24 protein-coding genes and 5 pseudogenes are annotated in these 24,815 nt (G+C 68.4%); 11 read left to right on the top strand and 18 right to left on the bottom strand.

Annotated features, from left to right (window positions below):
* Positions 1-46 precede the first annotated feature (46 nt).
* From mhpA to P3G67_RS28465, 4 genes are all read right to left on the bottom strand, one after another.
* Entirely contained in the window at positions 47-1,699 is a 1,653-nt protein-coding gene (gene mhpA, locus P3G67_RS28480) for a bifunctional 3-(3-hydroxy-phenyl)propionate/3-hydroxycinnamic acid hydroxylase MhpA (RefSeq protein ID WP_276096044.1), read from the bottom strand.
* A 38-nt stretch (positions 1,700-1,737) separates the two neighbouring features.
* The gene (locus P3G67_RS28475) at positions 1,738-2,658 is read right to left on the bottom strand and encodes a VOC family protein (RefSeq protein WP_276096043.1); all 921 of its coding nucleotides are present in this window, start codon (positions 2,656-2,658) and stop codon (positions 1,738-1,740) included.
* Between the two features lie 102 nt (positions 2,659-2,760).
* Complete coding sequence (locus P3G67_RS28470) at positions 2,761-3,636, bottom strand: fumarylacetoacetate hydrolase family protein (protein ID WP_276096042.1); 876 nt, start codon at positions 3,634-3,636, stop codon at positions 2,761-2,763.
* Positions 3,637-3,750: 114 nt separating this feature from the next.
* Positions 3,751-4,131 carry a lipocalin-like domain-containing protein gene (locus tag P3G67_RS28465; protein WP_276096074.1) on the bottom strand — a complete coding sequence of 127 codons (381 nt, stop codon included), beginning with the start codon at positions 4,129-4,131 and terminating at the stop codon, positions 3,751-3,753.
* Positions 4,132-4,498: 367 nt separating this feature from the next.
* On the opposite strand from P3G67_RS28465, the gene P3G67_RS28460 reads away from it, so the two are divergent.
* A complete protein-coding gene (locus P3G67_RS28460; protein WP_276096041.1) occupies positions 4,499-4,906 on the top strand; it encodes a helix-turn-helix domain-containing protein in 408 nt (135 codons plus the stop codon).
* Between the two features lie 275 nt (positions 4,907-5,181).
* On the opposite strand, the gene P3G67_RS28455 is transcribed toward P3G67_RS28460, so the two are convergent.
* Both P3G67_RS28455 and P3G67_RS28450 read right to left on the bottom strand, forming a co-directional pair.
* Positions 5,182-5,790 carry a hypothetical protein gene (locus tag P3G67_RS28455; protein WP_276096040.1) on the bottom strand — a complete coding sequence of 203 codons (609 nt, stop codon included), beginning with the start codon at positions 5,788-5,790 and terminating at the stop codon, positions 5,182-5,184.
* 609 nt (positions 5,791-6,399) lie between these two features.
* Positions 6,400-6,816, bottom strand: coding sequence for a hypothetical protein (locus P3G67_RS28450; protein ID WP_276096039.1), 417 nt, complete (start codon positions 6,814-6,816; stop codon positions 6,400-6,402).
* 124 nt (positions 6,817-6,940) lie between these two features.
* Here P3G67_RS28450 and P3G67_RS28445 point away from each other — a divergent pair, with 124 nt between their 5' ends.
* From P3G67_RS28445 to P3G67_RS28430, 4 genes are all read left to right on the top strand, one after another.
* Positions 6,941-7,459, top strand: coding sequence for a hypothetical protein (locus P3G67_RS28445; RefSeq protein ID WP_276096038.1), 519 nt, complete (start codon positions 6,941-6,943; stop codon positions 7,457-7,459).
* A gap of 82 nt (positions 7,460-7,541) precedes the next feature.
* Entirely contained in the window at positions 7,542-8,390 is an 849-nt protein-coding gene (locus P3G67_RS28440; protein ID WP_276096037.1) for a DUF4097 family beta strand repeat-containing protein, read from the top strand.
* 75 nt (positions 8,391-8,465) lie between these two features.
* Complete coding sequence (locus P3G67_RS28435) at positions 8,466-9,443, top strand: ATP-binding cassette domain-containing protein (RefSeq protein WP_276096036.1); 978 nt, start codon at positions 8,466-8,468, stop codon at positions 9,441-9,443.
* Positions 9,444-9,480: 37 nt separating this feature from the next.
* Complete coding sequence (locus P3G67_RS28430) at positions 9,481-10,230, top strand: ABC transporter permease (protein ID WP_276096073.1); 750 nt, start codon at positions 9,481-9,483, stop codon at positions 10,228-10,230.
* A gap of 373 nt (positions 10,231-10,603) precedes the next feature.
* On the opposite strand, the gene P3G67_RS28425 is transcribed toward P3G67_RS28430, so the two are convergent.
* Positions 10,604-11,725: a right-handed parallel beta-helix repeat-containing protein gene (locus tag P3G67_RS28425; protein ID WP_276096072.1), complete on the bottom strand. Its 1,122-nt coding sequence runs from the start codon at positions 11,723-11,725 to the stop codon at positions 10,604-10,606.
* 323 nt (positions 11,726-12,048) lie between these two features.
* Here P3G67_RS28425 and P3G67_RS28420 point away from each other — a divergent pair.
* Both P3G67_RS28420 and P3G67_RS28415 read left to right on the top strand, forming a co-directional pair.
* Positions 12,049-12,453 (top strand): annotated as a pseudogene (locus P3G67_RS28420) (DnaB-like helicase C-terminal domain-containing protein); the annotation flags it as partial.
* 27 nt (positions 12,454-12,480) lie between these two features.
* Positions 12,481-13,053: a class IV adenylate cyclase gene (locus P3G67_RS28415; RefSeq protein WP_276096035.1), complete on the top strand. Its 573-nt coding sequence runs from the start codon at positions 12,481-12,483 to the stop codon at positions 13,051-13,053.
* Between the two features lie 163 nt (positions 13,054-13,216).
* Here P3G67_RS28415 and P3G67_RS28410 read toward each other — a convergent pair whose 3' ends face one another.
* Positions 13,217-13,498 (bottom strand): hypothetical protein, encoded by a 282-nt coding sequence (locus P3G67_RS28410; protein WP_276096034.1) that lies wholly within the window; start codon positions 13,496-13,498, stop codon positions 13,217-13,219.
* 606 nt (positions 13,499-14,104) lie between these two features.
* On the opposite strand from P3G67_RS28410, the gene P3G67_RS28405 reads away from it, so the two are divergent.
* Positions 14,105-14,557 (top strand): hypothetical protein, encoded by a 453-nt coding sequence (locus P3G67_RS28405; RefSeq protein ID WP_276096033.1) that lies wholly within the window; start codon positions 14,105-14,107, stop codon positions 14,555-14,557.
* Positions 14,558-15,242: 685 nt separating this feature from the next.
* Here P3G67_RS28405 and P3G67_RS28400 read toward each other — a convergent pair.
* Positions 15,243-15,389, bottom strand: a pseudogene (locus P3G67_RS28400) (IS701 family transposase); the annotation flags it as partial.
* A gap of 362 nt (positions 15,390-15,751) precedes the next feature.
* On the opposite strand from P3G67_RS28400, the gene P3G67_RS28395 reads away from it, so the two are divergent.
* Positions 15,752-16,285 carry a hypothetical protein gene (locus P3G67_RS28395; protein WP_276096032.1) on the top strand — a complete coding sequence of 178 codons (534 nt, stop codon included), beginning with the start codon at positions 15,752-15,754 and terminating at the stop codon, positions 16,283-16,285.
* 175 nt (positions 16,286-16,460) lie between these two features.
* Here P3G67_RS28395 and P3G67_RS28390 read toward each other — a convergent pair whose 3' ends face one another.
* Positions 16,461-16,745 (bottom strand): hypothetical protein, encoded by a 285-nt coding sequence (locus P3G67_RS28390; RefSeq protein WP_276096031.1) that lies wholly within the window; start codon positions 16,743-16,745, stop codon positions 16,461-16,463.
* Positions 16,746-17,031: 286 nt separating this feature from the next.
* On the opposite strand from P3G67_RS28390, the gene P3G67_RS28385 reads away from it, so the two are divergent.
* Positions 17,032-17,904 (top strand): hypothetical protein, encoded by an 873-nt coding sequence (locus P3G67_RS28385; RefSeq protein WP_276096030.1) that lies wholly within the window; start codon positions 17,032-17,034, stop codon positions 17,902-17,904.
* A 258-nt stretch (positions 17,905-18,162) separates the two neighbouring features.
* On the opposite strand, the pseudogene P3G67_RS28380 reads toward P3G67_RS28385, so the two are convergent.
* Positions 18,163-18,753 (bottom strand): annotated as a pseudogene (locus P3G67_RS28380) (flotillin family protein); the annotation flags it as partial.
* A 12-nt stretch (positions 18,754-18,765) separates the two neighbouring features.
* A pseudogene (locus P3G67_RS28375) lies at positions 18,766-19,017 on the bottom strand (hypothetical protein); the annotation flags it as partial.
* Positions 19,018-19,198: 181 nt separating this feature from the next.
* On the opposite strand from P3G67_RS28375, the pseudogene P3G67_RS28370 reads away from it, so the two are divergent.
* A pseudogene (locus P3G67_RS28370) lies at positions 19,199-19,483 on the top strand (response regulator transcription factor); the annotation flags it as partial.
* 232 nt (positions 19,484-19,715) lie between these two features.
* Here P3G67_RS28370 and P3G67_RS28365 read toward each other — a convergent pair.
* The 6 genes from P3G67_RS28365 to P3G67_RS28340 form a co-directional block, all read right to left on the bottom strand.
* Positions 19,716-20,093 carry a hypothetical protein gene (locus P3G67_RS28365; protein ID WP_269857636.1) on the bottom strand — a complete coding sequence of 126 codons (378 nt, stop codon included), beginning with the start codon at positions 20,091-20,093 and terminating at the stop codon, positions 19,716-19,718.
* Between the two features lie 92 nt (positions 20,094-20,185).
* Positions 20,186-20,620, bottom strand: a complete 435-nt coding sequence (locus tag P3G67_RS28360) for a roadblock/LC7 domain-containing protein (protein WP_276096029.1) — start codon at positions 20,618-20,620, stop codon at positions 20,186-20,188.
* Between the two features lie 34 nt (positions 20,621-20,654).
* Positions 20,655-21,416 carry a transcriptional regulator gene (locus P3G67_RS28355; protein ID WP_276096028.1) on the bottom strand — a complete coding sequence of 254 codons (762 nt, stop codon included), beginning with the start codon at positions 21,414-21,416 and terminating at the stop codon, positions 20,655-20,657.
* Complete coding sequence (locus tag P3G67_RS28350) at positions 21,413-21,817, bottom strand: hypothetical protein (protein ID WP_276096027.1); 405 nt, start codon at positions 21,815-21,817, stop codon at positions 21,413-21,415. Before P3G67_RS28350 ends, P3G67_RS28355 begins: the two co-directional genes overlap by 4 nt.
* Positions 21,818-21,886: 69 nt before the next feature.
* A complete protein-coding gene (locus tag P3G67_RS28345) occupies positions 21,887-22,492 on the bottom strand; it encodes a GTP-binding protein (RefSeq protein ID WP_391858372.1) in 606 nt (201 codons plus the stop codon).
* Positions 22,493-23,186: 694 nt separating this feature from the next.
* On the bottom strand, positions 23,187-24,794 hold the full coding sequence (locus P3G67_RS28340; RefSeq protein WP_276096025.1) for a CYTH and CHAD domain-containing protein: 1,608 nt from the start codon (positions 24,792-24,794) through the stop codon (positions 23,187-23,189).
* Positions 24,795-24,815: the final 21 nt, after the last annotated feature.

Genomic DNA, 24,815 nt, shown 5'->3' with positions numbered 1-24,815 from the left:
CGGAGAGAGGACGCGGCGGGCCCGTGCCACGTCTGTTCTGCTCGGCTCATCGGGCAGAGGCCAGCACGCTGCCCGCGGCGAGTTCGTCGCGCAGCGTGGCTACCAGGCCGGGCACGGCATCCATGCGCGCAGCGCCGCCGAAGACATAGAAGTCCGGGCGCACAAGCAGGGCCTGCTGTCCGGTGGCGGCCACGTGAGCGCGGTGCGTGCCGTCGAGGTCGACGACGTCGGCCGGGCCCTCTGCGGTGTGGTCGTCGGTGATCCGCAGCAGCCGGATCCGGAGCCGCTCGCACCAGCCGAGGGCGTCGTCGTCCAGCACCTCTCGCGGGTCCTGGTCGGCCAGCAGGGTGAATCCGATGCCGACGGCCTGGTCGAACAGGCCGGTCCTGCCATGGAAACGCACCTGGCCCTGGCGGCCGAGCTGTCCGGCCGGCTCGACGGGGACGCCGCTGGCGTCGCAGGCCAGCAGGCCACCGGTGAGGGTGCCCGGCAGCATCCTTGCCAGCTGGGCGCTGCCGGCCCGCTGGTCGGCGACCATCCGCTTGTCGCGTTCGGCGGCCGCGGCCGGGTCGTTCTCGCAGATGACCCGCCCCAGGTACACCGACGTGTCGATGGCGTGCCGCAGGTGCTGGGAGCGTTCGGCGGTGTAGGTGTCCAGCAGCGACACGTCGGCGTGGCCTGCGAGAACGAGGTCCAGTTTCCACGTCAGGTTGGTGGCGTCGCGGATGCCGGAACACATGCCCTGACCGGCGAAGGGGGGCATCTGATGGGCTGCGTCCCCAGCCAGCAGCAGGCGGCCCTGGCGCCAGGAGTCCGCCCAGCGGGCCTGGAAGGTGTAGACGGTGTGGCGCTCCAGGGTGGCGTTGTCGGGACGGATGTCCCAGGGGGCGAGCAGCTTCCATGCCGTCTCGGGAGTGTTGAGCTCGGCGATCGTCTCGCCGGGCAGCCGCATGAACTCCCAGCGGCGGCGGCCGGGGCCGCCCGAGACGGCCGTGGTCGGCCGGGCCGGGTCGCACAGCTGGAGGTTGCGCGGGGACCACACGCGATCCTGGTCATGGGGGATGACGTCGACGACCAGCCAGTCGAAATGGAAGCCCAGGTCGGTCATCGAGGTGTCCATACGGGAGCGGACGAAGCTGTTCGCGCCGTCGCAGCCGACGACGTAGGCGGCGCGCAGTGTGCGGTGTTCCCGCACGCCGTCGTCACCCGTCGGCCGGCCCCCGGCGTTCTCGGCGATGGTCAGGCGCACGGAGGTCGGCTCTTCGGCGAGGTCCACGGCCTCCCAGCCGCGAAGGATCTCCACGACGGGCAGGGCACGGGCACGCTCCTCCAAAGCCGCTTCGAGACGAGGCTGGGTGAAGATGTTCACGAACGGCCAGCCGGAGTAGCTGGTGTCCTCAAACGCCAGGCGCAACAGCGTCTGTCCCTTTCCGTTGCGCCACTCGTAGTCCTCGGCTGGCTCGCTGAAGGTGCGCAGGGCGTCGCCCAGGCCCAGGGATGCCACGATGCGGGCGATCTCGTGGTCGAGGACCACCGCGCGGGGCAGCGGGTACCGCTGCGGCCAGCGCTCGACGAGACCGACCTGCCAGCCACGCATACCCAGTTGGATGGCCGCGGTGAGCCCCACGGGCCCGGCGCCGACGACCAGTACGTCGTACTCGTCCTGCCTGTCGGCGCCCTGCTCGTTGATCGTGTGCATGGCTTTCTCCTCTCTGGCCAGCTCGTGCGGTGAGCCGGTCAGCTCGTGCTGTGAGCGCCGGTCATCAGCGCGGCGAGATCGTCGGGTCGGATGAACGACGGCGGCACCGGCGGCCCCCAGCTGTAGAGGGCACTCGCGCCCTCCCACACGCCCGGCGTCCACACCTGGTCGTCGACGATGCAGTCCATGTCGGAGAAGTACTCGGAGAAGTTGCCGGCCGGGTCCTTGAGGTACCAGAAGAAGTTCGAGCCCAGGTGGTGGCGCCCCAGGCCCCACACATGCCGCTCGGGATGTCCCTCCAGCATGCGGGTGGCGCCCCGGCCCACCTCGTCCACGTCGTCCACCTGCCACGAGGAGTGGTGCAGGAAGGGCACGGGTGCCCGCTGGACGAGGACGTTGTGGTGGTCGGTGGTGCAGCGCAGGAACGCCGCGCCCGGGACGAGGTCGCTGACCTTGAAGCCGAAGCCCTCGGTGAAGAAGCGCTGGGACGCCTCCTGGTTCGTCGAACCGAGGACGACGTGCCCCAGGCGCCGGGGCCGCACCGGCTTCTCGCGCAGCACGCCGGGGGCACGGACGTTGGCGCGCTCGATTCGCCCCGGCACGTTGTACGGCGCGGCCGCGGGAGCCTCCTGGACGATGCGCGGCTGGATCTCCACGCTGACGGTGACCTCGGTGCCGGGATCCACCGCACGCAGCGACTGTGCGTCGCGGACGAAGGGCACCTCCAGCCGCTTCAAGGCGGCGGCGATCCGGCCCAGGTCATCGGAGTCGTCGGCGCCGAGGACCATCTCGTCCAGTCGGCGACGCGGCGCGTGGACGATCTTCAATTGCTCGCCGCCGTCGGTGGTGGCGAAACGTCCGCGGCCGAGGTGGGTCAGCCCGAAGTCGGCGTAGTAGGCCGCGGTCGCCTCGACGTCGGGCACGCCCATGGTGATATGGGCGAGACGGTGCAGGGACATGACTGGCTCCTCAATGCTCCAGTGGAAGGTCGGGGGAGTGCGGATGGGGCGAAGACGCTGTGCGGCCGGTGACCGCGGGGTCGCGTTCGGGGTGTGCGGCCCTCAGACCGCTTTGGGGCCTTGGGGATAGCTGAGGCCTGCGATCAACGGGTTGCGGAGTTCGCCGATGCCCTCGATCCAACTGTGCAGCTCGTCCCCGGGGCGGAGGAAGCGCATCGGATTCCGGGCGCCACCGACGCCTGCGGGAGTGCCGGTGAACACCAGGTCGCCGGGGAGCAGCGGGCAGATCCCGGAGATCCAGGCGATCTGCTCGGACACCGAGAAGATCATGTGGCTGGTCCGGGAATCCTGCATCGTCTCGCCGCTGACCGCGCAGCCCAGTGGGAGATCGTCGGGGTCCTCCAACTCGTCGGAGGTCACCAGCACCGGGCCGATCGGGCTGAATCCCGGGAAGGACTTGCCGAGCGAGAACTGTGCCGGCGAACCCTGCAACTGGACGCGGCGCTCGGACAGGTCCTGGCCGACGGTGAGGCCGGCCACGTGCCCCCAGGCGTCCGCGGCCGCGACTTGGTGCGCGCGTGTTCCGATGACCGCCACCAGCTCGATCTCCCAGTCCACGGTCTCACTGGGCAGTGCGATCGTGTCGTAGGGGCCGGTCACGGAGGTGGGGTACTTGGTGAAAATCGTCGGCTGGGCAGGCTTGGCGGAGGCCGACTCCGCCACATGGTCGGCGTAGTTCAGGGCAACGGCGAAGACCTGCCGAGGGCGTGGCGCGGGCGGCCCGAACTGCCGCTCGTCGAACGCGGCACGCTCGTAGCCGGCCGGGGCCTCGGACCGTGCCCAGTCATGGAACTGCCGCCAGCGGTCGAAAACGGCCTGCGGGTCGGACGGGAACAGCCCGTCACTGGCTTTCTCCACGTCCACGACACCGTCGTCGTAGACGATAACCAGACGGTCATTGAGATTGGCTGTGCGCATGGCGCGCCTCCTCCATAAGGAATTCAGAGTTCGTTGATCGGTTCGGTCGGCTCCGCCGTAATATCCGTGAGCCGAAACCTTCGGCCGACGGTGGCAGGGCGCCGAGCGGAGGTGTCAGGTCACACGCCGACGCCAGCGCAGTATCGACTTGGAACCGCCCGGTGAAGTGGCCGTCAGCTCCAGACCTTCCGGGAGAAGACGCACACGGCGTTCCAGGGTCGTCCCCAGCCATGGCGCGTAGTGGCTGTACATGACGTGATGGAGCACCGCCCCGTCCGCCGCGCGCTCCCAGCGACCGGCGTACGCCACGGTCCCGTCGGCAGCTTCCGGCGCTTCGGAAGCACTCACATTCCGGGTGGGATCGGTGGTCAGCAGGGCGCTCATCCAACCGCTTGCGGTGTACGAAAGCATCCCGCCAGGCCGTTCCCCGAACGGGTGGGAGGTCACTCCTCCGCGTTCAACCGTGAAATCCTCCAGGACCCACGTTCCAACCATGTCGTCCACAATCGCCTCGCATGTCGCTCACGGAGGCCATGGGCAATGCGGCAGGCAATCGCTCGGCGGCCCCATCCACGTGACCGACCTCCGTCGGCCACGGATTCGAGTGAACCTCGCCCCTTGCCGCACCTCTCGGTCCGAGAGGCCAAAGAACCGCCTCGTCTTTGAGCCGTGGGCCCGCATGCCGTGAAGAGGACGGCCGATGCCGAGCGGCTGGATTGCACGGCACCGGTGCCGGAGTCGAGGAAGCGATGCCGTTCGGCCCACCGTTGCCCCGCGCCATCACCACTGCCCTGCCGGGTTCACCTCGCTGTGGGTAGACCCGCACCGGATCGATACCGCCAAGCAGGCGCGCGTCCACGCCATGGAGCACGTCCAGGTTCGCCGACTCCAGGCGGCAGCACGTGGAGAGTTGGATCCGCCCAGACTGCGCGGGGCGGTGCGCGAAACGCTCGGGGACGCGCCGCCACTCGACCCGCGACTGCGACAAGTGCTGGACCTCCTGGACGCCGATGCCGACATCGACGACTTGGCGGGTGCGGTCGGCATATCAGCACGACGACTGCGCCAGCTGTCCGTTCAGCAGCTCGCAGGCTCGCTGACCATGCTGCGCCGTTGGCACCGGCTCCGTGAGGCCGTGCTGCAGATCCCGTTCCACCCGGCCGCCGACATCGCCGCACGAACCGGGTTCGCCGACCAAGCGCACCTGGTGCGTACAGCAGTGGCTCTGGGCGGCCGCACGCCCGGCTCACTGCGCACCCTGCGATCTTGACCCCGGACTGGCGTAGTCGCCCCGGAAGCTGGTCGAAGGGGCGGCAGAGCACGGAAACCAGGGAGTAGCAGGCAGAAGCAAACGGTCCGTCACCCTCAACTGGCACGATGAAGCACTGACCGCCGCCCCATGGACCGGCACACTGCCGAGAGCGGGGCTTGCCCCCCGGCGCTCAGCACGTCGAGCGGCCCCACCGCGGCTCGTCACCACGACGCCCGGGCCGACGGTGTCGGTCCGGGCGTCGTGGGATGGGGTGGGGCGAGGGTGGTGGTGGGTCAGGCGTTGACCGCGGTGGGGAGTTGAGCGTTGGGGGCTGTAGCCAGGGCGGTGTGTTCGGCGGCGGCCTTGCGGGCGCGGATCCGGGTCACGTAGCGGTGGGTGAAGTACATCGGGATGGCAAGGCCGAGGACCTGACGGGCGATGTCGACCATGGTGCCGGTGTTGAGGATGTCGGCGGCGATGCCCACCATGGCGCTGGCCGCGAAGGCGGTGGTCCAGATGCTGGTGATGACCATGTTGGTGTGCACGAACCGCGGGTCGGCCGCGAGTTCGACGCTGACCTTGCGACGGGCGATGCCCTGGGTGAAGGGTCGGCGGACGAGCAGGCTGATGACGGCGATCAGGGCCAGCCACGCGGAGGCCAGCGGGCCGTCGAAGTGCTGGATGGGCGAACTGGTGTCGGCGAAGGAGAAGGCGGTCAGGCCGGCGAAGTAGGCGAGCGAGCCGAAGTCGAGGATCTGCGCGTCGAGGGCGACGCCCTTGCGGCGGTCGGCGATCAGGGAGACGACGGCGACAACGAGGGCGGCGAGGGCGCCCCACTGCCAGCCGATGGCGGAGAGGAGGGCGTAGACGATCCAGGGGGCGAAGCCGCGCACGTAGCTCATCGGAATTCGGTCCTTCCACTCGACGTTGGTGCGAATCCGGATTACTCGGTGCTGCGGATTCGATGTCTTTCGTGTTGTGGATAAAGCTATTGGCGGTGAGCAGCGGCGTCGTGCGGCGAGGACAGTATCTGGGGGTGGAGATTCTCTCCACCTCCAGGCGCGGCCGGGCGTACAACCCAGTGGCCACTCCGGCGCTTCTCGCACTCCCGGCCGTGGCCGCGCAGGCGGCCGACGTGCGCGGGCGGGTTCGTCGACTGTCGGCCGGACTGGGCGCGGTGCTCATCGGCCAAGGCTGGCCGATGAGACGCGCTCACAGCGCTGCTGGACGTCGGAAAGAGCGGCGCCGAACTCGTCTACGCCCTCAGCGACTTCAAGCGGGTGGACACACCACCGGCCGCGCGCTGCCGTTCACCGACCAGGCGTTCAACACCGTTGCCCGCGGCTGGCGGCTACAGGTAGCCATCAGGCTGGGCTTGCGTGCGCAGGTCGGTCTCCCTTTCACTCAGTGCGGACCAGCAGACGGTGGTGAGAGGCAACGCGTCGAAAGTCGAAAACGGCAACTGTGGTGCTACGCAGCGGAGTCCGGGCCTGCATTGACGCGGCCGCCTTTCACCTTGCCACCTGGCTGAGCGTCAACCCACCACCTACGCCACGATCGGCGAGGGTCGGCACGCGCACATCAGCATCGCCCACCGCATCAAGCACCCGCACGGCGAACGACGGGACGCCGACCCCGTCACCGACGGCGTAGGGTCCGGCGACATCGCCCGCGCCCGCACCTGGGCCGAGCGCCGCGCCGTCAACGCTCGGCTCTGCGGAGTGCTCGACGATTGCCGGGAACTCGTCCTGCTTGGCGGTCTGGAAGGACTCTTCGATCGCCCACCGGCTGCTGGCGATGCGGATCAGCTCATCGAGAGGCCTTCTTGCGGCACCCCATGGCGTCGTATGACACCAGATGGAGCCAGGTGGTGCCACCGGTGACCATGTGACGCCATTCCGGCTCCCGAAAGGCAAAAAGGCGCACATGGCGCCACGGGGGCGCGGCTGGCCCTCTTCCCCTTTCCCCAGGTGGGGCCACCGTCTTCAAGCTCCCCCCGCCAGGCGCCACTCGTGCTTGCGCGTGGCGCCATTGTGATGCCATGATGACGTCATGGACCTCACGCCATACGTCGACACCCTCCGCCGCGTGTTGGCGGCGGCCGCCGAAGCTGGCGGGGAAGATGCCCGCGAGCTGTCCGAGCGGCTCACCGCTCCTCTGGAGTCGGCGACCCGTCTGACCATGCTCAATGTGCTCTCCGCCGCGATGGACGAGATCACCCGCGAGCTCGCCCCAGGCTCGGTCGACCTACGGCTGCGCGGGCTGGACCCCGACTTCGTGGTGACGCTGCCGCCCACCGGCGGCGGCGCCCCCGCGGAGGCGGCCGCGCCCGTCGAACCGTTCAAGGCCACGGCCCTGGCCGACGGCGACGAGGGCGGCACCGCCCGCGTCAACCTGCGTCTGCCGGCACACCTCAAGGCCCGCGCCGAAGAGGCCGCGAGCTGTGAGGGCCTGTCGGTCAACGCGTGGTTGGTGCGCGCCGTGTCGGCCGCGGTCGACGGCGGCACCCGGCCGCGTACGACGGAGAAGACACAGGCCATCGGACAGAGCTTCACGGGTTGGGTGCGCTAGCCGCGTCCGCGCCCACACCCCTTCACCCACCCACGTCCCCGCCAGCGGGGACGACCACGAGACCCATGAGGACGGGACAGCCATGCCTTCTTTCGACACTCCCGAACCGATCTCGGCCACGGCGCACGTGGAGGCCGGTTCCATCCAGTTCACCGCAGGCGACCGCCTCGACACCGTCGTCGAGGTGCGGCCCCGCGACCCGAAGAAGGACCAGGACGTGCGGACGGCCGACCAGACCGAGGTCACGTACGCGAGCGGGGTCCTGACTGTCAGGACGCCCAAGCCCAATCTGTTCGGCCTCGGCCGCACTGGCACCGTCGATGTGACGGTCGAACTGCCCACGCGTTCGCGCATCGACATGACCGGCGCCTGGGTCCAGGTGCTCGGCGAGGGCCGGCTCGGCGAGGTCCGCGTGAAGACCTCGTCCGGCGACGTCCGCCTCGACACCACCGAGCCGCTGCAGCTGACCGCCTCCCACGGCTCGATCACCGTCGACCGGATCGAGGGCATGGCCGAGATCACCACCAGCTCCGGCAGCCTGCGCGTCGGCACTGCCGACGGTCCCGCCGTCCTGAAGAACTCGCACGGCACCACGACCGTCGGCGCCGCGACCGGCGAACTGCGGGTGAGCGGGGCCAACGGCGACATCGAGATCCGGCGCGCCGAAGGCTCTGTCGCCGCCACCACCGCCCACGGCACCCTGCGCGTGGGCGAAGTGGCCCGTGGCACCGTCCAGTTGGAGACCTCCTACGGCGCCATCGAGGTCGGCGTCCGCGAAGGCACGGCTGCCTGGCTCGACGTCAGCTCGGGTTCCGGCCAGGTGCGCAACATGCTCACCGCCTCCGAGACCCCGGAGCAGGCCGAGGAGACCGTCAAGATCCACGCCCGCACCCGGCACGGAAACATCGACGTGCGCCGTGCCAAGGCCTGAGCGCCACATCCTCAACCCGGCCGCGCCTCCCACTACTTCAGCCTTCGAACGGAGGGCCCCATGCCTTCTCCTGCCATGCCCATGCCTAGGCAGGGCGACGGTCACCCGTCGCCGACCGCCGTCTCCACTGTCGGTCTGCGCAAGTCGTACGGCGACAAGACCGTCCTCGACGGCATCGATCTGCAGATCCCGTCCGGGTCCGTGTTCGCGCTGCTCGGGCCCAACGGCGCCGGCAAGACCACCGCCGTGAAGATCCTGTCCACGCTCATCACCGCCGACGGCGGCCAGGCCCAGGTGGCGGGCCACGACGTGGCCACGTCGCCGGACGGGGTGCGTGCCGCGATCGGCGTCACCGGGCAGTTCTCAGCTGTCGACGGGCTGATCACCGGCGAGGAGAACATGCTCCTCATGGCGGACCTGCACCACCTGTCCAAGCGCGAGGGTCGCCGCACCGCAGTCGAACTGCTGGAGCGCTTCGACCTGGTGGAGGCGGCGAAGAAGCCCGCCCAGAGTTACTCCGGAGGAATGAAGCGCCGCCTCGACATCGCCATGACGCTGGTCGGCAATCCGCGGATCATCTTCCTCGACGAGCCCACCACCGGGCTTGACCCGCGCAGCCGCCACAACATGTGGCAGATCATCCGCGAGCTGGTCTCCAACGGCGTCACCGTCTTCCTCACCACGCAGTACCTGGAAGAGGCGGACCAGCTCGCCGACCGTATCGCCGTGCTCAACGATGGCAAGATCGCAGCCGAGGGCACCGCCGAGGAGCTGAAGCGGCTGATCCCCGGCGGGCACGTCCGGCTCCGCTTCTCCGACCCGTCCGCCTATCAGAGCGCCGCTGTCGCGCTGCGCGAGGGCACCCGGGACGACGAGGCGCTGGCGCTGCAGATCCCCAGTGACGGCAGCCAGCGCGAGCTGCGCTCCATCCTCGCCTGGCTGGACTCCGCCGGCATCGAGGCGGACGAGCTGACCGTGCACACCCCCGACCTCGACGACGTGTTCTTCGCCCTGACCGGCGGCACCGACCAGCCCAAGGAGGCTGTCCGATGAGCTCCCTCTCTCTCTCGCCGTGCGCGACTCGTCCACGATGCTGCGCCGCAACCTCCTGCACGCGCGGCGCTACCCGTCCCTCACCCTGAACCTGCTGCTGACGCCGATCGTCCTGCTGTTGCTCTTCGTCTACATCTTCGGTGACGTGATGAGCGCGGGCATGGGCGGTGGCACCGACCGTTCCGCGTACATCGCCTACGTCGTGCCGGGCATCCTGATGATGACCATCGGAGGCACCGTGGTCGGGACCGCGGTGTCCGTCTCCAACGACATGACCGAGGGCATCATCGCCCGCTTCCGCACGATGGCGATTCACCGCGGCTCGGTGCTCATCGGGCATGTCGTCGGCAGCGTGATGCAGTCGGTCGCCAGCGTGGTCCTCGTGGGCGCCGTCGCCGTGGCCATCGGCTTCCGGCCCACGCATGCCACGGCCCTGGACTGGCTGGCGGCGTTCGGGCTGCTCGCACTGGTCGCCCTGGCGCTCACCTGGATCGCGGTCGGAATGGGCATGGTCAGCCCGAACGCCGAGGCGGCCAGCAACAACGCGATGCCGCTGATCGTCCTACCGCTCATCTCAAGCGCCTTCGTCCCGATCCACGCGATGCCGGGCTGGTTCCAACCGATCGCCCAGTACCAGCCGTTCACGCCTGCCATCGAGACTCTGCGCGGCCTGCTGCTGGGTAGCGAGATCGGCAACAACGGGTGGCTCGCGGTCGCCTGGTGCCTGGCTCTCTCCGTGCTCGGCTACTTCTGGTCGAAGGCGGTTTTCAACCGCGATCCGAAGTAGCCGAGACGGCCGCGCGGGCTACCTCCCGCAACTCGGCCCGCCCAAGGGCGGCGTACTCCGACACGGCGTTGGGGTCCGCCGCCCGTGCGCGCGTCCGCCGACCCCGTCCCAAGCTGCGCAAGATCGGTGCGAATCTGGAGCGCGCGACTTCGTCGGGCCCGAGCCCCGGCGTGCGAACGCGGGGCAGTAGGGCCGGCGGCCGACCCGGCGGCGTCGTTGTCCGGCCGAGGCTGCCGCCGGGCATACCTTGCAAAGTCGGCCGGCGTCCGCTGGCACGATCGGCCCCTCGGAAGGCGTGCGGCAGGATCCTGGATTGGCGGGCTGGCTGGCTGACTGACGGGCGAGCGCGGGGGTGGCCGTAGGAGCGGTCACGCTAGGTCCGGTTGTTATGCCCAAACCGGGTGGATCCGTGGCTGTTGGATGAGCACAGCCCTGTGGGTTTGGAGGCCTGGCAGGAGTTTCCCTGGAAGGTGTTGTTGCTCTTAGCGGCTTCCTGGTTTACCAGATCCGCTGGGTTGTTGTTCGCCAGTTGGTTGCCGCTGATCCTGTTCCGCTCGTTCTTGGCGCCCACGTAGCTCTTGAACAGGACGATGCCGCCTGATAGCGGGGACTTTCCGGAGTTGCCGGTAATCAGGTTCTCCGTCACCACGGTGTTCTCGGCGCCGGTTAGGACGATGCCGGAACCTTGCAGGAAGGGCAGCCGGGCGATCTTTGCGCAGTACTTGTTGTTTTGTCTGACGATGTTCTTGCTGATGGCTAGGGAGCCAGCCTTGGGCTTGTTTTCGTCACTGACGACGAACATTCCCGCGCAGTTGCCGGTGAGGTAGTTGCGCGTGATGGTGAGGTTGCGTAGGCGCAGGATAGTGAGGCCTGATCGGTTTCCCATCAGGTGGTTTCGTTCGATCACTGTGCCGTGGGTGTCCGTGGCGCCCGCTTTGGACTTCGTTGTGTTGGCGAGGTACAAGCCGGCATCGCGGTTGTCGCGGGCGGTGTTGTCCCGGAATACGCCGCGCGTGGAATGTTCTTGGGAGATGCCTCGCCGCCCGTTGTCAGTGGCGGTCACCCGCTGCACGATGAGGTGATCGGTCGCCATGGACCACAGGCCGTCCTGGGAGAACCCGGTCACGGTCAGGTCGGAGATGGTGATGTTCGGGACGGGAGAGTTCCTCTGCCCGATCACGCAGATGCCTTCGCCGCTCTCAAGGCAGCCCTTCCTCCGGTGCGGTGCGGCTTTCTTCGTACTCGGCTTGATCACCGTACGGCGGCCAACGCCGCGCAGAGTGAGGCCGGGCGTCTTCACCGTGATGCTTTCGTGGAAAGTGCCGGCGAGCACGAGCACCGTGTCGCCGGGGCGGGCGGCGTTGACCGCCTTTTGGATCGACCCACCCGGATGCACCACGACGGTGTGGTGAGCGGCGGCGGCCGGGGTGGCGCTGAGCCCCGTACCCAGGAGAGCCGCCATGCACGCGAGGTATGCACTATGGCATTTCATCATATTCGGCACGCTACGACGTTGCCGTGAAGTGCGCGCGTGACACGCCGCCGAATGGAGTACCGGGCGAGCGTGACCCCAACTTCGTTCTCGCAGGTGGGGTGGCCTTGATGAAGGGTGAGTTGATGCTCCGTTCGAGTTTGCAGGTGTCGATCAACTTCATGGTGACTGGCAGTTGGCACGTCAGCTCACCGGCTGGACCGGGGCGGAGGGTCTGGACCTGACCGCAAGGGTCGGCGGTGTGGTCGTGCATGCGGCCGGGACGGATCGCACCCCGGTCTGCAGCAGTCGGCCTTTGCTGTCGCTGGTCACGGTGGGCTTCTTGGGTCGGTGTCCACCTCAGGCGCTCGGGGCACATGGACGATGACGATTGGGCGCGGATAGACAGTCCATCGGATACCGAAGATCAGTTCGGCGCCGCTGTTCCTCGACGAGTCGCTGAACCTGACGCTGGCCGACATCCGCGCCAAGTTCCCTGGCACAGTTGAACCGTGGGCCGGAGCAGCGAGCGGGCAAGCGGCCCATGGTGTCGGACCTGTGTGAGGCGGGATCCATTGAGCAGGATGCCGACATGGTCATTCTGCTGCACCGCGAGAGCGCCTACGAGAAGGGGTCCCCGCGGGCGGGCGAGGCGGACTTGATCGTCGGTAGGAACCGGCGGCGCCACCGGCACGATCACTGTGGCCTTCCAGGGCCATTATTCGAGCTACGGGGGCAGGGCGCCGGAGTGAACCGAACCAACTGATCGGAGAGACCGGATGAAGCTGATCGAGGTGGAGCGCAAGCGGCAGCTTCCCGACGGCGGGGAGCGTTTGGCGGGGCTGTTGGCCGATCTGGGCTGGGAGGCCGGGCCGCCGGTGGCGGAGGTCGACACGTATTACTCGCGCTCCGATGTGAACTACCTGGAGACGATCGAGTGTCTCAGGGTGCGGCGCCGCGGCGAGTCCGCAGAGCTGACGTACAAGCCGCCGTCAGACGAGGAGACTCACGGCGCGACGCACGTGATCTCGAAGCCGGAGACGAACGTAGTCCTCGGCCCGGGGCAGGCCGCAGCGGCGGAGCAGTTGCTGGAGTGCGTCGGGATGCGGCAACTCGTGCGGGTGGAGAAGTGCCGCACGGTCTACCGGCATGCGGCGTACCGCGAAGTCGTGGTCGCGGTCGACACCGTGGCCGGGGTCGGGTCGTTCGTGGAGGTCGAGGTCCTGAGCACCGACGCCGCCGCAGCGACTGAGCTGGTGGGGCAGGTCGAGACACAGCTCGACCTGCTGGACAGCCCTGCGGTGGACTTGCCGTACCGGGACTTGGCGCTCGGCGAGGCGAGGACTGCGTGATTCGGCAGGATGCGGACGGCCGAGAGCGCACGGAGTTACTGAAGTTTGGCAGCGATCTGGCCCGTCCGTGACCCGCCGGACAGTCCTTAGGTTAGCCCTGGTCAGCCTGGTGCTGGACGACGGGTAGCTCGGCGTAGCGGCCCGTCCGCCTGGTGTGGTCGCGTCAGACCTTCGGGTCCTCGACGGGGGTCAGTGTCACACGTAGTCCCCCGCATTCGTGCGTCCATTCGCGGCCCTGGGTGAGTGCACGGACTCCGTCGGTGCACATGTAGGCGCTCATTGGAGCCAGGCACGCCTGTGCTACTCGTGTCTGTCGCTCGGTGCCGAAGTGGGCTGCCGCTCGGTCCAGGTGGCGGGCGAGAGTGGTTACGGCGTCGTCGACGGTCGCGAATTCGGCTCCCGCGATGCCATCTGCTTCCCATGACCAGTCCATGCGCAGGTTCACACCATGAGGGTATGTCCGTAATGCTTTGTTGAAGAGCACTACCCGCCGTGACACGGATGGGAGCGCCGGATCGGCGGATCGTGTGGGGTGCGGTAGGGCGACGGTGGCACATCGGCCCGCTGTGCGGGCCGGTGCGTGTCGGGTCAGGGGCGATGCCCTGCCCGCCGGGTGATTGCTACTCCTGCGGCTATTCCGATCATTCCGATCATCCACATCTGGCAGCCGGTTTTGGGGTTCCGGCCGCGGACGTTGGCGCCTCGAACGAATGTACCGTCTTTGCGTCGGTAGCTGCGGCGGTGGTGTCGCGCCATCTTGCTCCTTCGTGTCGTTGGCATGTACGTGATCAGGATCGGGGCTTGTCGCCGGGCCGGGATAGCTGCTTTCCGGTCGCGGGGTGGCATCGGGGTGGCGAGGTGCGTCGGGTGGGTCGGTGCGCCCCTCAGTGGAGGACGCTTACTGTCGCGGCGGTCCGCTCGAAGCCGCGTTCGCTGTTTAGCTCCAACGAGGCGTTTCGCCAAACGCTCTTGTGCGTTCGGCCCCCGTCTGCCGGGACGTGAACGCACAATCGCCAGGGACTCGTATCTCGACCAGAAAGGACTTGCAGTCATGAAGGTAGCCATTCGCGCGGGACTCGCCGCTGTGGTCGCAGCGGCAGCCCTCGCTGTAGCCGTCTCGCCCGCGGGCGCCACCACTGCCAAGAGCGGCCAGGCGGCGAGGGTATTTTGCAGGCTGAACGCGCGTTCTGCCGCGTCGGACACCGTCGGCGACCACGCGACGGGCGCCCGTCTGGCGGCGAACCCGAACACGATCAGTGCGGCCGCGTACAACCAGGCCCGAAGCATCCTGGCAAGGGCTGGCAGTGAGACCGCAGCCAAGTCGCACCCCATCCACGGCACGCGCGACGTGCCGGTCAGGTACGGCACCACCCTGCTGGCCTGCTCGCGGGACGAGTTCCGGGCCAAGGACCGAAACGTTCCGGTGAAGAGGTCGGGCATGTCGACCTACCACTACGTGGCGATCCACGACGCGGCGCGGACCATGGGCATCGACCGCTGGTGACGTTGCCGACGGCTCGGCCAGACCGCCGGCCAGCCCAGCCGTGGGGAGCGATGGCCGGCCCGGTTGCGGCGGACGGCGAGTGGTGACGCTGCCGGACATGGGGGTGTGGGAGCCGAGCCGGACGGCGTGACGGGCGCGTTCTCGGGCGTGGGAGCTGTCAGCCGCGGGGCCAGAACTGGAAAGCGTGTCCCTCGACTTCGTAGGCGGCGACGTGGAGCCGGGCGTTCCAGTGGTACGGGGTTCCCCTTCGCGGGCGAAGAAGTACTGGGGCGGCAGGGGGTTTTCGAACATGCGGGAGGTGGAGGTGCCGCTGGTGTAGGCGGCGGGGTGGACGTTGGCGGTGAAGGCGAATTCTTCGGTGTGGGTCCATTCGCCGGGCAGGGGCTCAGGTTCTTCGCCGTAGACAGCGAATGTGATCTTCAAGGCGTCCCACTCGGTGGCGGCTACGATCGTTACGCTGCCGCCGGGTGTGACGGTGACCCAGCCGGGCCCTTCTGGGATGGCGACGCCGTTGTGCTCGCCGATTGGCAGGATGTAGAAGGCCTCTTGGAGGTTCGCCATGCCGGTGTACTCGTCCACGGGCGGCGGAGCCGTTGTGTGTCCCTTGATCTACACGGGGCCGGCCCCTGCCGGATGCGGACAGGCGGCCGGGTGGGCGCGTGGCTTCTTGAGGGCCCTACGTTGATGTAGAGGTTGCGATGTAGGCAAGCCCCAGGGCCTCTCTCATGTATCGATAGTCGTGCTCGATGCGCCAGCGGAGCTTCGCGAGCCGGACGAGCGTGGTCATCGGGGCGCGCAGAGGCAGACTGAAGAGCCAGAACTGGACCGGCTCGGCCATTCGGCGAGCAGCAAGGCACAGTTGAGCCAGCCCGAGCAGGGTGTCGTGGCCGCCACCAAGGTAGTGCTGCGGCAGGCCCACGCCGGGGGGAGGCTCCCACGAACTGGCGTTCAAAATTGGGGCTATCCGGCCGCTCGCAAGCCTTTGGAGCACATGGCGGTGCCGTGCGTCTGAAGTTCGCCCCGGCACAGCGTCTCCCACCGTGGTTTATTCCCGTACGGGGTGTTGGCTTCGCCGATGCGGGGCGGTCGCAGGGAATTCACGCCCCGGAGTCTGCCCGCGTAGCCCCTTCGAGTGTGTCATGTGCACAACTTCCGGCGCCGAGGTCGGAACCTTCGTGGAAGAGATCCCCCCACATGACACGAATACATCAACTCGCCCTGTTCGCCTGCGCCTTGACGCTGGTATCCGCGGGTGTCGGTTACGGTGCCCGCCCCGCGCAGGCCTCCACTGCGTCCTGCTCACAGTCCTACCTGCCGCTGCCTGATCCGTCCTGTACGCCGGGCGCATACAATCCCGACGTCACGCAGGACACCATCGACTCCACCATATGCGTGTCGGGCTGGACGTCCACAGTTCGGCCGCCCGCCTCGTACACCAACAGGCTCAAGGTGCAGCAGATCGCGGCTTACGGGTACAGCGACACCTCCACCGCCGACTACGAGGAGGACCACCTCGTCCCGCTGGAACTCGGCGGCGCGCCCAAGGACCCGAACAACTTGTGGCCCGAGCCTCGGTACGACGCAGGAGGGGGCACTTCGGCCGACAAGGACAAGGTGGAGAACGATTTGAAGAGGGCGGTCTGCAACGACACAGTCACGTTGGACGAAGCCCGGCAGGCGATCGCCAACGACTGGACGACCGCCGAGTCCAGCCTGGGGCTGAACTGATCGACCTCGGGTGACCGGTGCGGTGTCTGTCACGGCCCCGCATTTCCGTTCACCCTGTGAGCCGTGCGAAGTCCTTGTCGTGGTGAGTTCGTCGGCCGCAGAACTCACCACGGCACCCGAGCAGTTGTCGATGCGTCGGAGCGGTACGGAACCGGCTGCTGTCCTGGTAGCCGCGTTAGCCGATGGCGACGACTGCGAAACGCACCCCGGCCGTTGTCGTGAAGGAGAAGTCGACCGGCTGGTCGCCCGAAGGCTGGGTGACTTCATCGACCGAGATCTGCCCGGTGACGCATTGGACGTTCCAGGGCGGGCTGCCGGTGGCGGTTGCTGTCACGCTGCCGTTGCCAACGCAGGAGGTGCGCAGAGTGTAGTGGCCGGAGGGGAAGTGGACCTTGGTGATGGACCAGTGGGTGTCGCCGGAGCGGGTGGCGTGGGCGAACGTGGCGTGATGGGCGCTCAAGCGTGCTGCGGTTAACAGGTCTGCTTCGCTTGCGGACTTCGATGCTCCGGGGGCGGTGGTGGGGGATGTCGGTGTCGGCTGGGTGGGGTGGGGGCTGGATGCCCAGGCGGACAGGCAGGCGGCAAGTGTGACGGTGGCAGCGGCGGCGGAGAGGGGGTGGGTGGTGCGGCACATGGTGGCGGCTCCCTGGGGTTGGTAGGGACGATGCGCTGGCAACGCCCCGCCGCCTTTGTGCTCGTGTGAGCGCGGGACGGTGGGGCGAGGACGTTGACAAGCTAGGCACAGCATGCGCGCGCTGACCTCCAGATGCCGCCTCATCCGGACCTACGAAAGCGAAGGATTCGATCCCATGGCCCTCTTCCGCACCGTCGCCGCGGTGACGGCGATGACCGCCGTCGTTCTTTCCCTCGCCGCGGCCAGCCCCTTATCCGCGCCCGTCGCAACCTTGCCTTCGGCGTCGCCGACCGACCTCGACTACCCCTATCTCTGGCCTGAAGAAGGCACCGTCCAGCCACGCGAAACACGCCCCGGCGACACGCTGTTGGTATCCACCAACGACGGCGTCGTACACCAGGACGACACTGTCCGCTCCCCGGCCTTCACCGAACCGGTGACCCTCCACAACGCCAAGACCAGCTATGCCGCAGCAGCCACGGTGCGCTGCGACATCCAGCCGGGGACCTACCCCGTCTATCTGCTCGGGGAGCATCGCGACTCAGCCGTGTGGGCCAAGGTGCGGATACAGCCGGGCGATCGCAACGCGGCCTGCGAGCACCCTTCCCCCTACACCGCCGAAGGCCTCTGGCCGCTGCTGCGTCCCATGGAGCCGGTACGACCAGGCGGTCGCGCCCATATCGCGCTGGGCGTCAACGCCACCGCGGCGGTCGGAGATGTGATCACTTCCCCCGCGTTCAGTGCGCGGACCGCCTTGACCGAGGCAACTCCGCACACCCGGCGAGAGGCCGAACACCCCTCCCTGGAGCAGCTGACACACTCCTTCACCGCGGACGTGACCGTACTGTGCGGCACGAAACCAGGCCTGTACCCCGTGCACTTCGGCTTTGGCACCGACCAAGGCACGAGTGGGGGCTACCGCTTCGAAGCGCAGCTGAGGGTACTGCCGGACGACGACCAGTCGCGGTCAAACTGTGTGCGATGAGATCTCTGTGGGGGTGGCGGTGGCAGTCCGCGCCAACTCCGGTGCAAATGCGGGGCGTTCATCTTGACCCAACCGCAGCGGACTGCCACCCAGTAACTCGGCTACGACGTCACCACCGCCCCACATCCCGCAGCCTGACGATCACCGGCGGGAGCTTTCACCTCAGCGCCGGAAATCCGGTAGGGCTCCGCGTGCCTGATCCCGCTACCGGGCGTCGGCCGGGCCACCGCCCTTGTCGCCGCGGTTGTCGGTCGACCCCAGCGGCCCGGCCTGCGCGGCCTGGGCCTGCGCGCGGTCCACCTCGGCGCTGTACTGCGCCTGCACCACGGCGGTCTGCCGGGCGTACTCCGCCTGGTTGCGCGCCACCTCCTGCTGCGCCTCGACCGACTGCTGCGTGGCCTGTGCCTGGGCGATCTGGGCCTGCCGCTGAATGTCCGCCTTGTGCGGAGCGGACATCGCCTCGATGTAGCCGGTGTCGCCGTCGTCAATCGACTGGATCTGCAACGAGTCGACGATCAGACCGATCTTCGCCATCTCCGCCATTGAGGTCTCCAGCACCTCGATGGCGAGCTTCTGCCGCTCGGTGACGATCTCCTCGACCGTCATTGAGCCGATGATGGAGCGTAGGTGACCCGCGAAGATCCGGCCGGTCAGCACCGACATCTGGTCCTGGTCGGAGAGGAACCGCTGGCCCACGTTGACGATGCTCTCGGTGTCGTTGCCGACCTTGAAGGCGATCACGGCGCGCACGGTCAGCGCGATGCCCTGCCGGGTCACGCAGGTCTCGGCGACCTCCGCCTCGCGCAACGCCAGCGTCAGGAAGCGGGTCTTACGGAAGATCGGGAGCACGAACTTGCCGTGCCCGGCGTCGGCATCGCCGACGAACGCGTCCAACGGATCGGCCCACTCGATGACGTCGACCTGGCGCGTGCCACGGGACTCGACTACGAGCACGGTCGCCCCCTTCGGCAGGGGCTCGGCGGACCAGGCGAGGAAGGTCTCGGTGCCGCCTCTGACCCGCGCCAGCACCTCTCCAGGGCCGGCCCCCGCCGGTCCGCGGGTACCGATAAGCAGCACACCTGTACAGCCGACTACGGCCTCGTCCGACGCCATTGACGGCCGCCTACCCTAGGTCGGCTGCCCAGCGCCCTGGTGCGTGTCGACGGCCTGGGGTTCCAGGTTCCCCACGCCGCTCACAGCACGCCGATCACGGCGTTCTCCCCAACCATCGCCGTCCTCGAAACGGCTCCCGATGCAGCGGAGTTGACGACCCGTCCGCCTGCTTGGCTACGACCCTGCGGTCACCCGCCAACTCATGCGCCAAGTCGCGAACGACAGCGGGCAGGACGACCGAGCCGCCACCGCGCGGGCCCGCCTGGCACCACTGACCGAACGCGAGCGGGAAGTGGCCCGGGCGATCGGACAAGGGCACTCCAACGCACAGATCTCCCAGAAGCTGCACATGGCACTTCCCACAGTGAAGGCACACGTGTCCCGGATTCTCGCCCAGCTCGGTCTCAACAACCGCGTCCAGATCGCGTTGCTCGTCCACGACGCCAATGACCCGGAAGACACCTGAGCGGCTGTCCCGTGACCTGCTGCCGCCTGTTCCCGCCCCTTGAACTCGCCCCAGGCGGGCTGGAATCCGCGCACGGATCCGTTCCCTTCCGCATCGCGGCGGTGCCAGACCTTCGCTTTCCTGCCGTCTGACACCGCCTGGCGGCCACCGGGCATCACCGGTGGCGGGCTGGCGGAGAGAGGGACGCCGTATCGCGGTCCAAGGGGCCGCGGCGGCGATCTCCCGCTGTGCGTCAGACTTCCAACTCGCCCTCGTAGCCCTTCAGTTGGTGTCGGGCCATCGCCAGGTTGGCACGTGCCTTGTCCAGGGCCAGGTACAGGAACATGCCCTGGCCCTGCCGCTTGTTCAGCAGCCGGATGAGGTGGTACTGGGTGCCCAGGGTGATGAGGATGTCCTCGATCTCGTCCTTGAGGCCGAGCATCTCCATCGTGCGGACCTTGGCTCGGACCACGTCCGTGTTGCCGGCGGCGGCGACGGTCAGGTCCAGGTCCTTGCCGCCGCCGATGGTGCCCAGCGCCATACCGCTTGTGTAGTCCACGAGCGCCACGCCGATTGCGCCCTCGATGGAGGTCATCGCGTCCTTCAGAATGGGTTCGATGTTACTGGCCATGTTGCGGGATCTTCCTTTCGTTGGCAGATGCCCCTGATACTTCCGAGGCAGCCGCGTTGACTGCCGCGAGCCCCCGGTGGGTTGACGGCGCATCAGGGCTTGTCTGACTGGGCGAGTGCGGCGTCGACCAGTTCCGCCACGCGGACGGTGGAGCGGCGCGCCTCCAGATGGAGTCGGCCGACGTTGACGCTTGCTTGCGCCAGTACCGTCACCACGGCCGAGGCTCCGGCCGCGTAGGTGGCGACGTAGCCCTGCTCACCTCGCACCAGCAGTTCACGGAAGCCGCCTTGCCCTGTCACCTCGGCGAGTCGTATCCCCACCCCGAGGGCGACAGCGGTCAGCGCGGCGATGCCCTCCGCCTCGGAGGTGGCCGCGTCACGGGCCAGTACGAACCCGTCGACGCTCGCTACCAGCGCCCCGGTGAGGTGCGGTACCCGCGCTCTCAGGCTGCGCAGCTCGTCGCTCACTGCTGCTGGCACCGTCAAGTGCTGCTTCCCTTCGGCGCTTTGACGCGACAGGCGCCTCATGACGCCGCGGACATCGAACGGACGCAACCACGTTTCACAGTCTTGCCTCCAAGGCGTCGCGGACCCGGCGCAGCAACTCCACATCGGGATCGACCGGGGTATCGGCGGTCCAGGGCCCCACAGGGGCGACGGGACGCGGCGGTGTGGCGGACGGCGTGTCGACCAGCCCCATGGCGGCCAGCCGCCGTACGTCGACCAGGACGTGGAACGCGGGGCGGCCCAGTAGTTGAGCGATGCGGCTGGCGGTGAGCTCGCCGTTCGCGAGGTCGAGCACTTGACGTGAACGGTGGCTGAGCGCGGGAGACTCGGCGACCCGGCGTGGCATCACGGGTTCGGTGTCCACCTGCGGAAAGGGCCACAGGTTCTCCAGCAGTTGTCTGCAGCGCCGGCTCTCCCGTTCGACCAGGCTCGCGCGCACGGGACGTAGTGGACCGAACCAGTGCTCGGCGCCGTGGCGGAAGCGTGTGGCGCCCTTATCGCTCAGAACGAAGTAGCTGGCGTCGAAGAGTGCGGATAAGTGGCATATCTCCAGCTCGCCGACGGCCAGTAGACCGCTGTCCGCCAGGAAGCGGCCGACGCTGCGACGTGCCCCGGCCTGATCGACCGCGGCTTGCCAGCTGTCATAGGCGAGCCGCCCGCCGGTGGTCAGCAGGACGTCGACTCCGGTGGCGGCCGGGCTCTCGGCGTGCACCACCGCGCCGTCCACGAGAAACAGCGTTCCAGCCCTACCCATCAGGGCGCCGGTGGCGCGTTCTGCCGCGAGCCGTAACAGGCTCGCAGTCGTACTGGACGTCATACCAGCACCAACTCCGTCGCCAGGCTCCGAAGGCGTAAGCGGGCCAGGGCCAGGTTGCCCTCGTGGCGGTCAAGCCACAGGTGCAGGAAGACACTGCCGTCAAAGCTGGTCTCGATGAACCGCAGTACGTGGAAGTCCGTACGTGTTGTGACGATGACGTCCTCCACGAAGGGGCTGGCGCAGCGCACCTCCGCTGCGGCGTCCACCGGTGGTCGAAAGGCCGTCTGCTCGGTGGCCAACCGGGCAAGTTCCGCCGCTTCCACGGCGGTTACCTCGTGTTCGCCACCTGGCGCGTCCCCGGCGGTGCCGAGGGCGAGTCCGCTGCTCCAGTCGACGATGGCGGCGCCGCGCGCGCCCGGCAGCGTCATCGCGTCGGACAGGCACTCTTCGATTCCGGGCACGAGTCTTCCCTGTGTCTATCGCGGATTGGTGGTCGAAGCATCCGATGCCGCGCGGGCCGTCAGGGCGCGCTAGCGCAGTCGGGTGAGCAGGGCGTGTTCCATGAGGGCGATGAGTGTGTTCTTGGCTTCCTGGCGCTGGCGTGCGTCGGTGCTCATGACGGGTGCCTCGTGGCTGATCTGCAGCGCCTCTCGTACCTCGTCAGGGGCGTAGGGTTGGTGGCCGTCGAACCCGTTGAGCGCGATGACGAAGGGCAGTCCGGAGTTCTCGAAGTAGTCGATGGCCGGGAAGCAGTCGGCCAGCCGCCGGGTGTCCACCAGGACCACCGCGCCGATCGCGCCGCGCATCAGGTCGTCCCACATGAACCAGAAGCGGTCCTGGCCGGGCGTACCGAACAGGTACAGCACCAGGTCGTCGTCGAGGGTGAGGCGGCCGAAGTCCATCGCCACGGTCGTCGTGGTCTTCTCCGGCGCGTGGGTCAGGTCGTCGATCCCCGCCGAGGCGGAGGTCAGCACGGCCTCACTGCGCAGCGGGCTGATCTCCGAGACGGATCCGACGAACGTGGTCTTGCCCACCCCGAAGCCACCGGCCACCACGATCTTCGCCGAGGTGGTGGAGCGGGGCACCACAGCACTGGAGGGTGCGAAGTCCGCTGAGCGCCTTTCGAGCAGTGTCATGTCTGGTCAGCCGCCTCTGGTGAAGCCGAAGGACGGCATGCCTCGGTGTGGCGCCAGCGAATCGTCCCGCTGATCTCGCTCACCGCCCTTGATCGTTGGTATGCGAACGTAAGTGCGCAGCACGTGTGACCGATGTCGTGCGTCAGGGCAGTAGTCGTACCAACCCTCCGCCGGTCATCCACAGAGGATTCACAATGTGACGGGAAGTGTGAACTGGCGGCCGTCTCGGTGTCATTCCTTCTCTGATTGTTGATCGCCCTGCCATCGAATCTGCGCGGTTTTGTTCGCTGGCATGGGCTCGTGTCGCGGCGCTGCTGCCTTGGCGGACGTTTGGAACGCCGACCGCCAGGGTTCGCCTTTGGCGGCTTCACAGGGATAGGCCGCGATTCCGTGGGGAGGAGTGAGCCACAAGATCGGCTATGAACGCCGGCCCGGACGAAGGACGGAGGAAGCCGTGAAGAGGCCTGTTATCCGCCATCCTGTCACTGTGACGACCGCGGTTCTCGTGGTGGCCGTCGCCCTGTTTTTCGCATGGCTTGTTGCGGAGTTGGCTGTTCCCATGTTCGGACATACCCCCCACCGCTAGGGGTAGCGGCACGGCACTTGGCGGAGCAGGCCTGGTCGGGCGAACCCTGCCAGGCCCAGGGCCGTGCCTCCGCCACCGCCGTGGGCGGTCTCCCGCCGCCCGCGGCCGTCACCGCAGTCGAAGGGACTTCGGCTTGGCGGCCCTGCGCCACAGCTTGGGCAGCCGCGCCAACTGCTTTTCCGCCTCGCGCAGTTGATGGCAGTGGAGCACCCCGAACAGGAACGTGCCGCGACCCGCGCCGTGCTCCTGATCGGCGAGGCCGGGCAGCGCGGCCCGGGCGACGACGGCGTCCTGGTACGCGCCCAGCACGTTCTGAACCGCCTTGGCCCGCTTGGCGAGTCGCTTGGCGGACTTGCCGAACACCGGTCGGGCGGTCTCCGCGCTGTAGCGCAGCCGCCGCGCCGCCTTTCGAGCGCCGTGCAGGGCCTTCTCGCGTTCCGGCCCGTCCGGCATGGACAGTGCCTTGCGGGTACGCGAGACGAACCTGCGGTGGTCGCGGCGGACTGCCTTCTTCAGCTGTCCCCGAGCGCTCTTTCCGGCCCTCCGCGTGAAGGGGGGATCGGCCAGCCACTTCTCCAGTGCGTCGAGCAGCGCGAAGTAGCGCTCGCGGTCCAGCTTCTCGCAGGCCTGCCGCCAGGCGCGTCGGTACGCAGCGGCCTCGTATCCCGCGATCCGGCCCGCCAGCCCGTTCGCCGACGGCATCCGCGGATCACGCGCCACGTCCGCCGCGGCTCGTCGCAGAAGTCCGGCCAGCACCTCGTGATCCCTGGCTCGCCCCAACTGTGCGCCGAGCCAACGCAGTTCACGTTCAAGCGCTCGCGTGCTCCCCGGCTTGAACAGGCGCCGGTGTGACTTGAGAACGGCACGCAGCCTACGCACAGCCACTCGCATTCGGTGTACCGCGTCGGGCGCGTCGGCACGCACGGCCGGGTCCGTGGCGAGCAGCACCTCCACCTGCTGGCACAGCCGCGTCATGACCGCCTCCCCGGCCGAGCCAGGTGCCGTACGTGCTGCGCGTGTGCCGGGGGACAGGTCGGCCGCGGACAGGGCGCGGCGGAGCTCGCAGGGCTGGGCGGCGGTACGGAGCCCGGCCGATCGCAGCCGCTTGCGGATCTCGGGCGTCAGCGACGGGGCACCCTCGCGCAGTTCGACCGCGACCTCGGACCAACTCGTCAACTGCGCGACGGCTCCACGGCCCGCGGCGGCGGTGTCCGGTCGCATCAGCCCGGCGAGGGCTGCGCGGATCCGCTCACCGCCGAGCACCTGGGCGGCGATGTCATCCCTCGCCACCTCGGCCAGCACCCGGTCCTCCTCGTCCAGAAGCGACCACCGCGCACGGTGTGTGCGCAGATGGGCGACGGGTGTCAGCAGGCGCCCCCGAACCCGGGCCCGGAGGTGGCGCGCCAGCTCCTCCGGCGGCTCGTCCGACCCGTGGGAGTCAACGGGCGCCTTCAACTCGCTGTGGCCGCCACCCGGCGCGGGCGCCTTCAGCTGCCAACCGGCGTCGTCCCCGCCGCTCCTGCGCGACAGCGTGCAGTCCGCCGAGAGCAGGGCGAGGTCCGCTGTGTCGTAGTAGACCGCGTCGAACTCCTCCGCCGGTGCCGGTGCCACTCGCGCCACGCCTGGAAGCCGGGTGAGGCGGTCCGCCAGATCGGCCAGTCGGGAGGGTACGACCTCCTCGAACTTGGTTTCCCTTTCGATGCTTGTGTGTCCCATGTGGGGCGCCTGCCCGCAGCC

The sequence above is a fragment of the Streptomyces silvisoli genome (assembly GCF_029269905.1).
In the GTDB taxonomy this organism is placed as follows: domain Bacteria; phylum Actinomycetota; class Actinomycetes; order Streptomycetales; family Streptomycetaceae; genus Streptantibioticus_A; species Streptantibioticus_A silvisoli_A.
Note: the sequence above shows the minus strand (reverse complement) of the source record. Positions and strands in the feature narration are given on the sequence as shown.

What these genes read in the sequence shown, in the direction of transcription:
- mhpA (WP_276096044.1), bottom strand. Translation starts at nt 1,699, where the DNA reads ATGCACACGATCAACGAGCAGGGCGCCGACAGGCAGGACGAGTACGAC.
- P3G67_RS28475 (WP_276096043.1), bottom strand. Translation starts at nt 2,658, where the DNA reads ATGTCCCTGCACCGTCTCGCCCATATCACCATGGGCGTGCCCGACGTC.
- P3G67_RS28470 (WP_276096042.1), bottom strand. Translation starts at nt 3,636, where the DNA reads ATGCGCACAGCCAATCTCAATGACCGTCTGGTTATCGTCTACGACGAC.
- P3G67_RS28465 (WP_276096074.1), bottom strand. Translation starts at nt 4,131, where the DNA reads ATGGTTGGAACGTGGGTCCTGGAGGATTTCACGGTTGAACGCGGAGGA.
- P3G67_RS28460 (WP_276096041.1), top strand. Translation starts at nt 4,499, where the DNA reads ATGGAGCACGTCCAGGTTCGCCGACTCCAGGCGGCAGCACGTGGAGAG.
- P3G67_RS28455 (WP_276096040.1), bottom strand. Translation starts at nt 5,790, where the DNA reads ATGAGCTACGTGCGCGGCTTCGCCCCCTGGATCGTCTACGCCCTCCTC.
- P3G67_RS28450 (WP_276096039.1), bottom strand. Translation starts at nt 6,816, where the DNA reads ATGTGCGCCTTTTTGCCTTTCGGGAGCCGGAATGGCGTCACATGGTCA.
- P3G67_RS28445 (WP_276096038.1), top strand. Translation starts at nt 6,941, where the DNA reads ATGGACCTCACGCCATACGTCGACACCCTCCGCCGCGTGTTGGCGGCG.
- P3G67_RS28440 (WP_276096037.1), top strand. Translation starts at nt 7,542, where the DNA reads ATGCCTTCTTTCGACACTCCCGAACCGATCTCGGCCACGGCGCACGTG.
- P3G67_RS28435 (WP_276096036.1), top strand. Translation starts at nt 8,466, where the DNA reads ATGCCCATGCCTAGGCAGGGCGACGGTCACCCGTCGCCGACCGCCGTC.
- P3G67_RS28430 (WP_276096073.1), top strand. Translation starts at nt 9,481, where the DNA reads ATGCTGCGCCGCAACCTCCTGCACGCGCGGCGCTACCCGTCCCTCACC.
- P3G67_RS28425 (WP_276096072.1), bottom strand. Translation starts at nt 11,725, where the DNA reads ATGATGAAATGCCATAGTGCATACCTCGCGTGCATGGCGGCTCTCCTG.
- P3G67_RS28415 (WP_276096035.1), top strand. Translation starts at nt 12,481, where the DNA reads ATGAAGCTGATCGAGGTGGAGCGCAAGCGGCAGCTTCCCGACGGCGGG.
- P3G67_RS28405 (WP_276096033.1), top strand. Translation starts at nt 14,105, where the DNA reads ATGAAGGTAGCCATTCGCGCGGGACTCGCCGCTGTGGTCGCAGCGGCA.
- P3G67_RS28395 (WP_276096032.1), top strand. Translation starts at nt 15,752, where the DNA reads ATGACACGAATACATCAACTCGCCCTGTTCGCCTGCGCCTTGACGCTG.
- P3G67_RS28385 (WP_276096030.1), top strand. Translation starts at nt 17,032, where the DNA reads ATGCGCGCGCTGACCTCCAGATGCCGCCTCATCCGGACCTACGAAAGC.
- P3G67_RS28365 (WP_269857636.1), bottom strand. Translation starts at nt 20,093, where the DNA reads ATGGCCAGTAACATCGAACCCATTCTGAAGGACGCGATGACCTCCATC.
- P3G67_RS28360 (WP_276096029.1), bottom strand. Translation starts at nt 20,620, where the DNA reads ATGAGGCGCCTGTCGCGTCAAAGCGCCGAAGGGAAGCAGCACTTGACG.
- P3G67_RS28355 (WP_276096028.1), bottom strand. Translation starts at nt 21,416, where the DNA reads ATGACGTCCAGTACGACTGCGAGCCTGTTACGGCTCGCGGCAGAACGC.
- P3G67_RS28345 (WP_391858372.1), bottom strand. Translation starts at nt 22,492, where the DNA reads ATGACACTGCTCGAAAGGCGCTCAGCGGACTTCGCACCCTCCAGTGCT.
- P3G67_RS28340 (WP_276096025.1), bottom strand. Translation starts at nt 24,794, where the DNA reads ATGGGACACACAAGCATCGAAAGGGAAACCAAGTTCGAGGAGGTCGTA.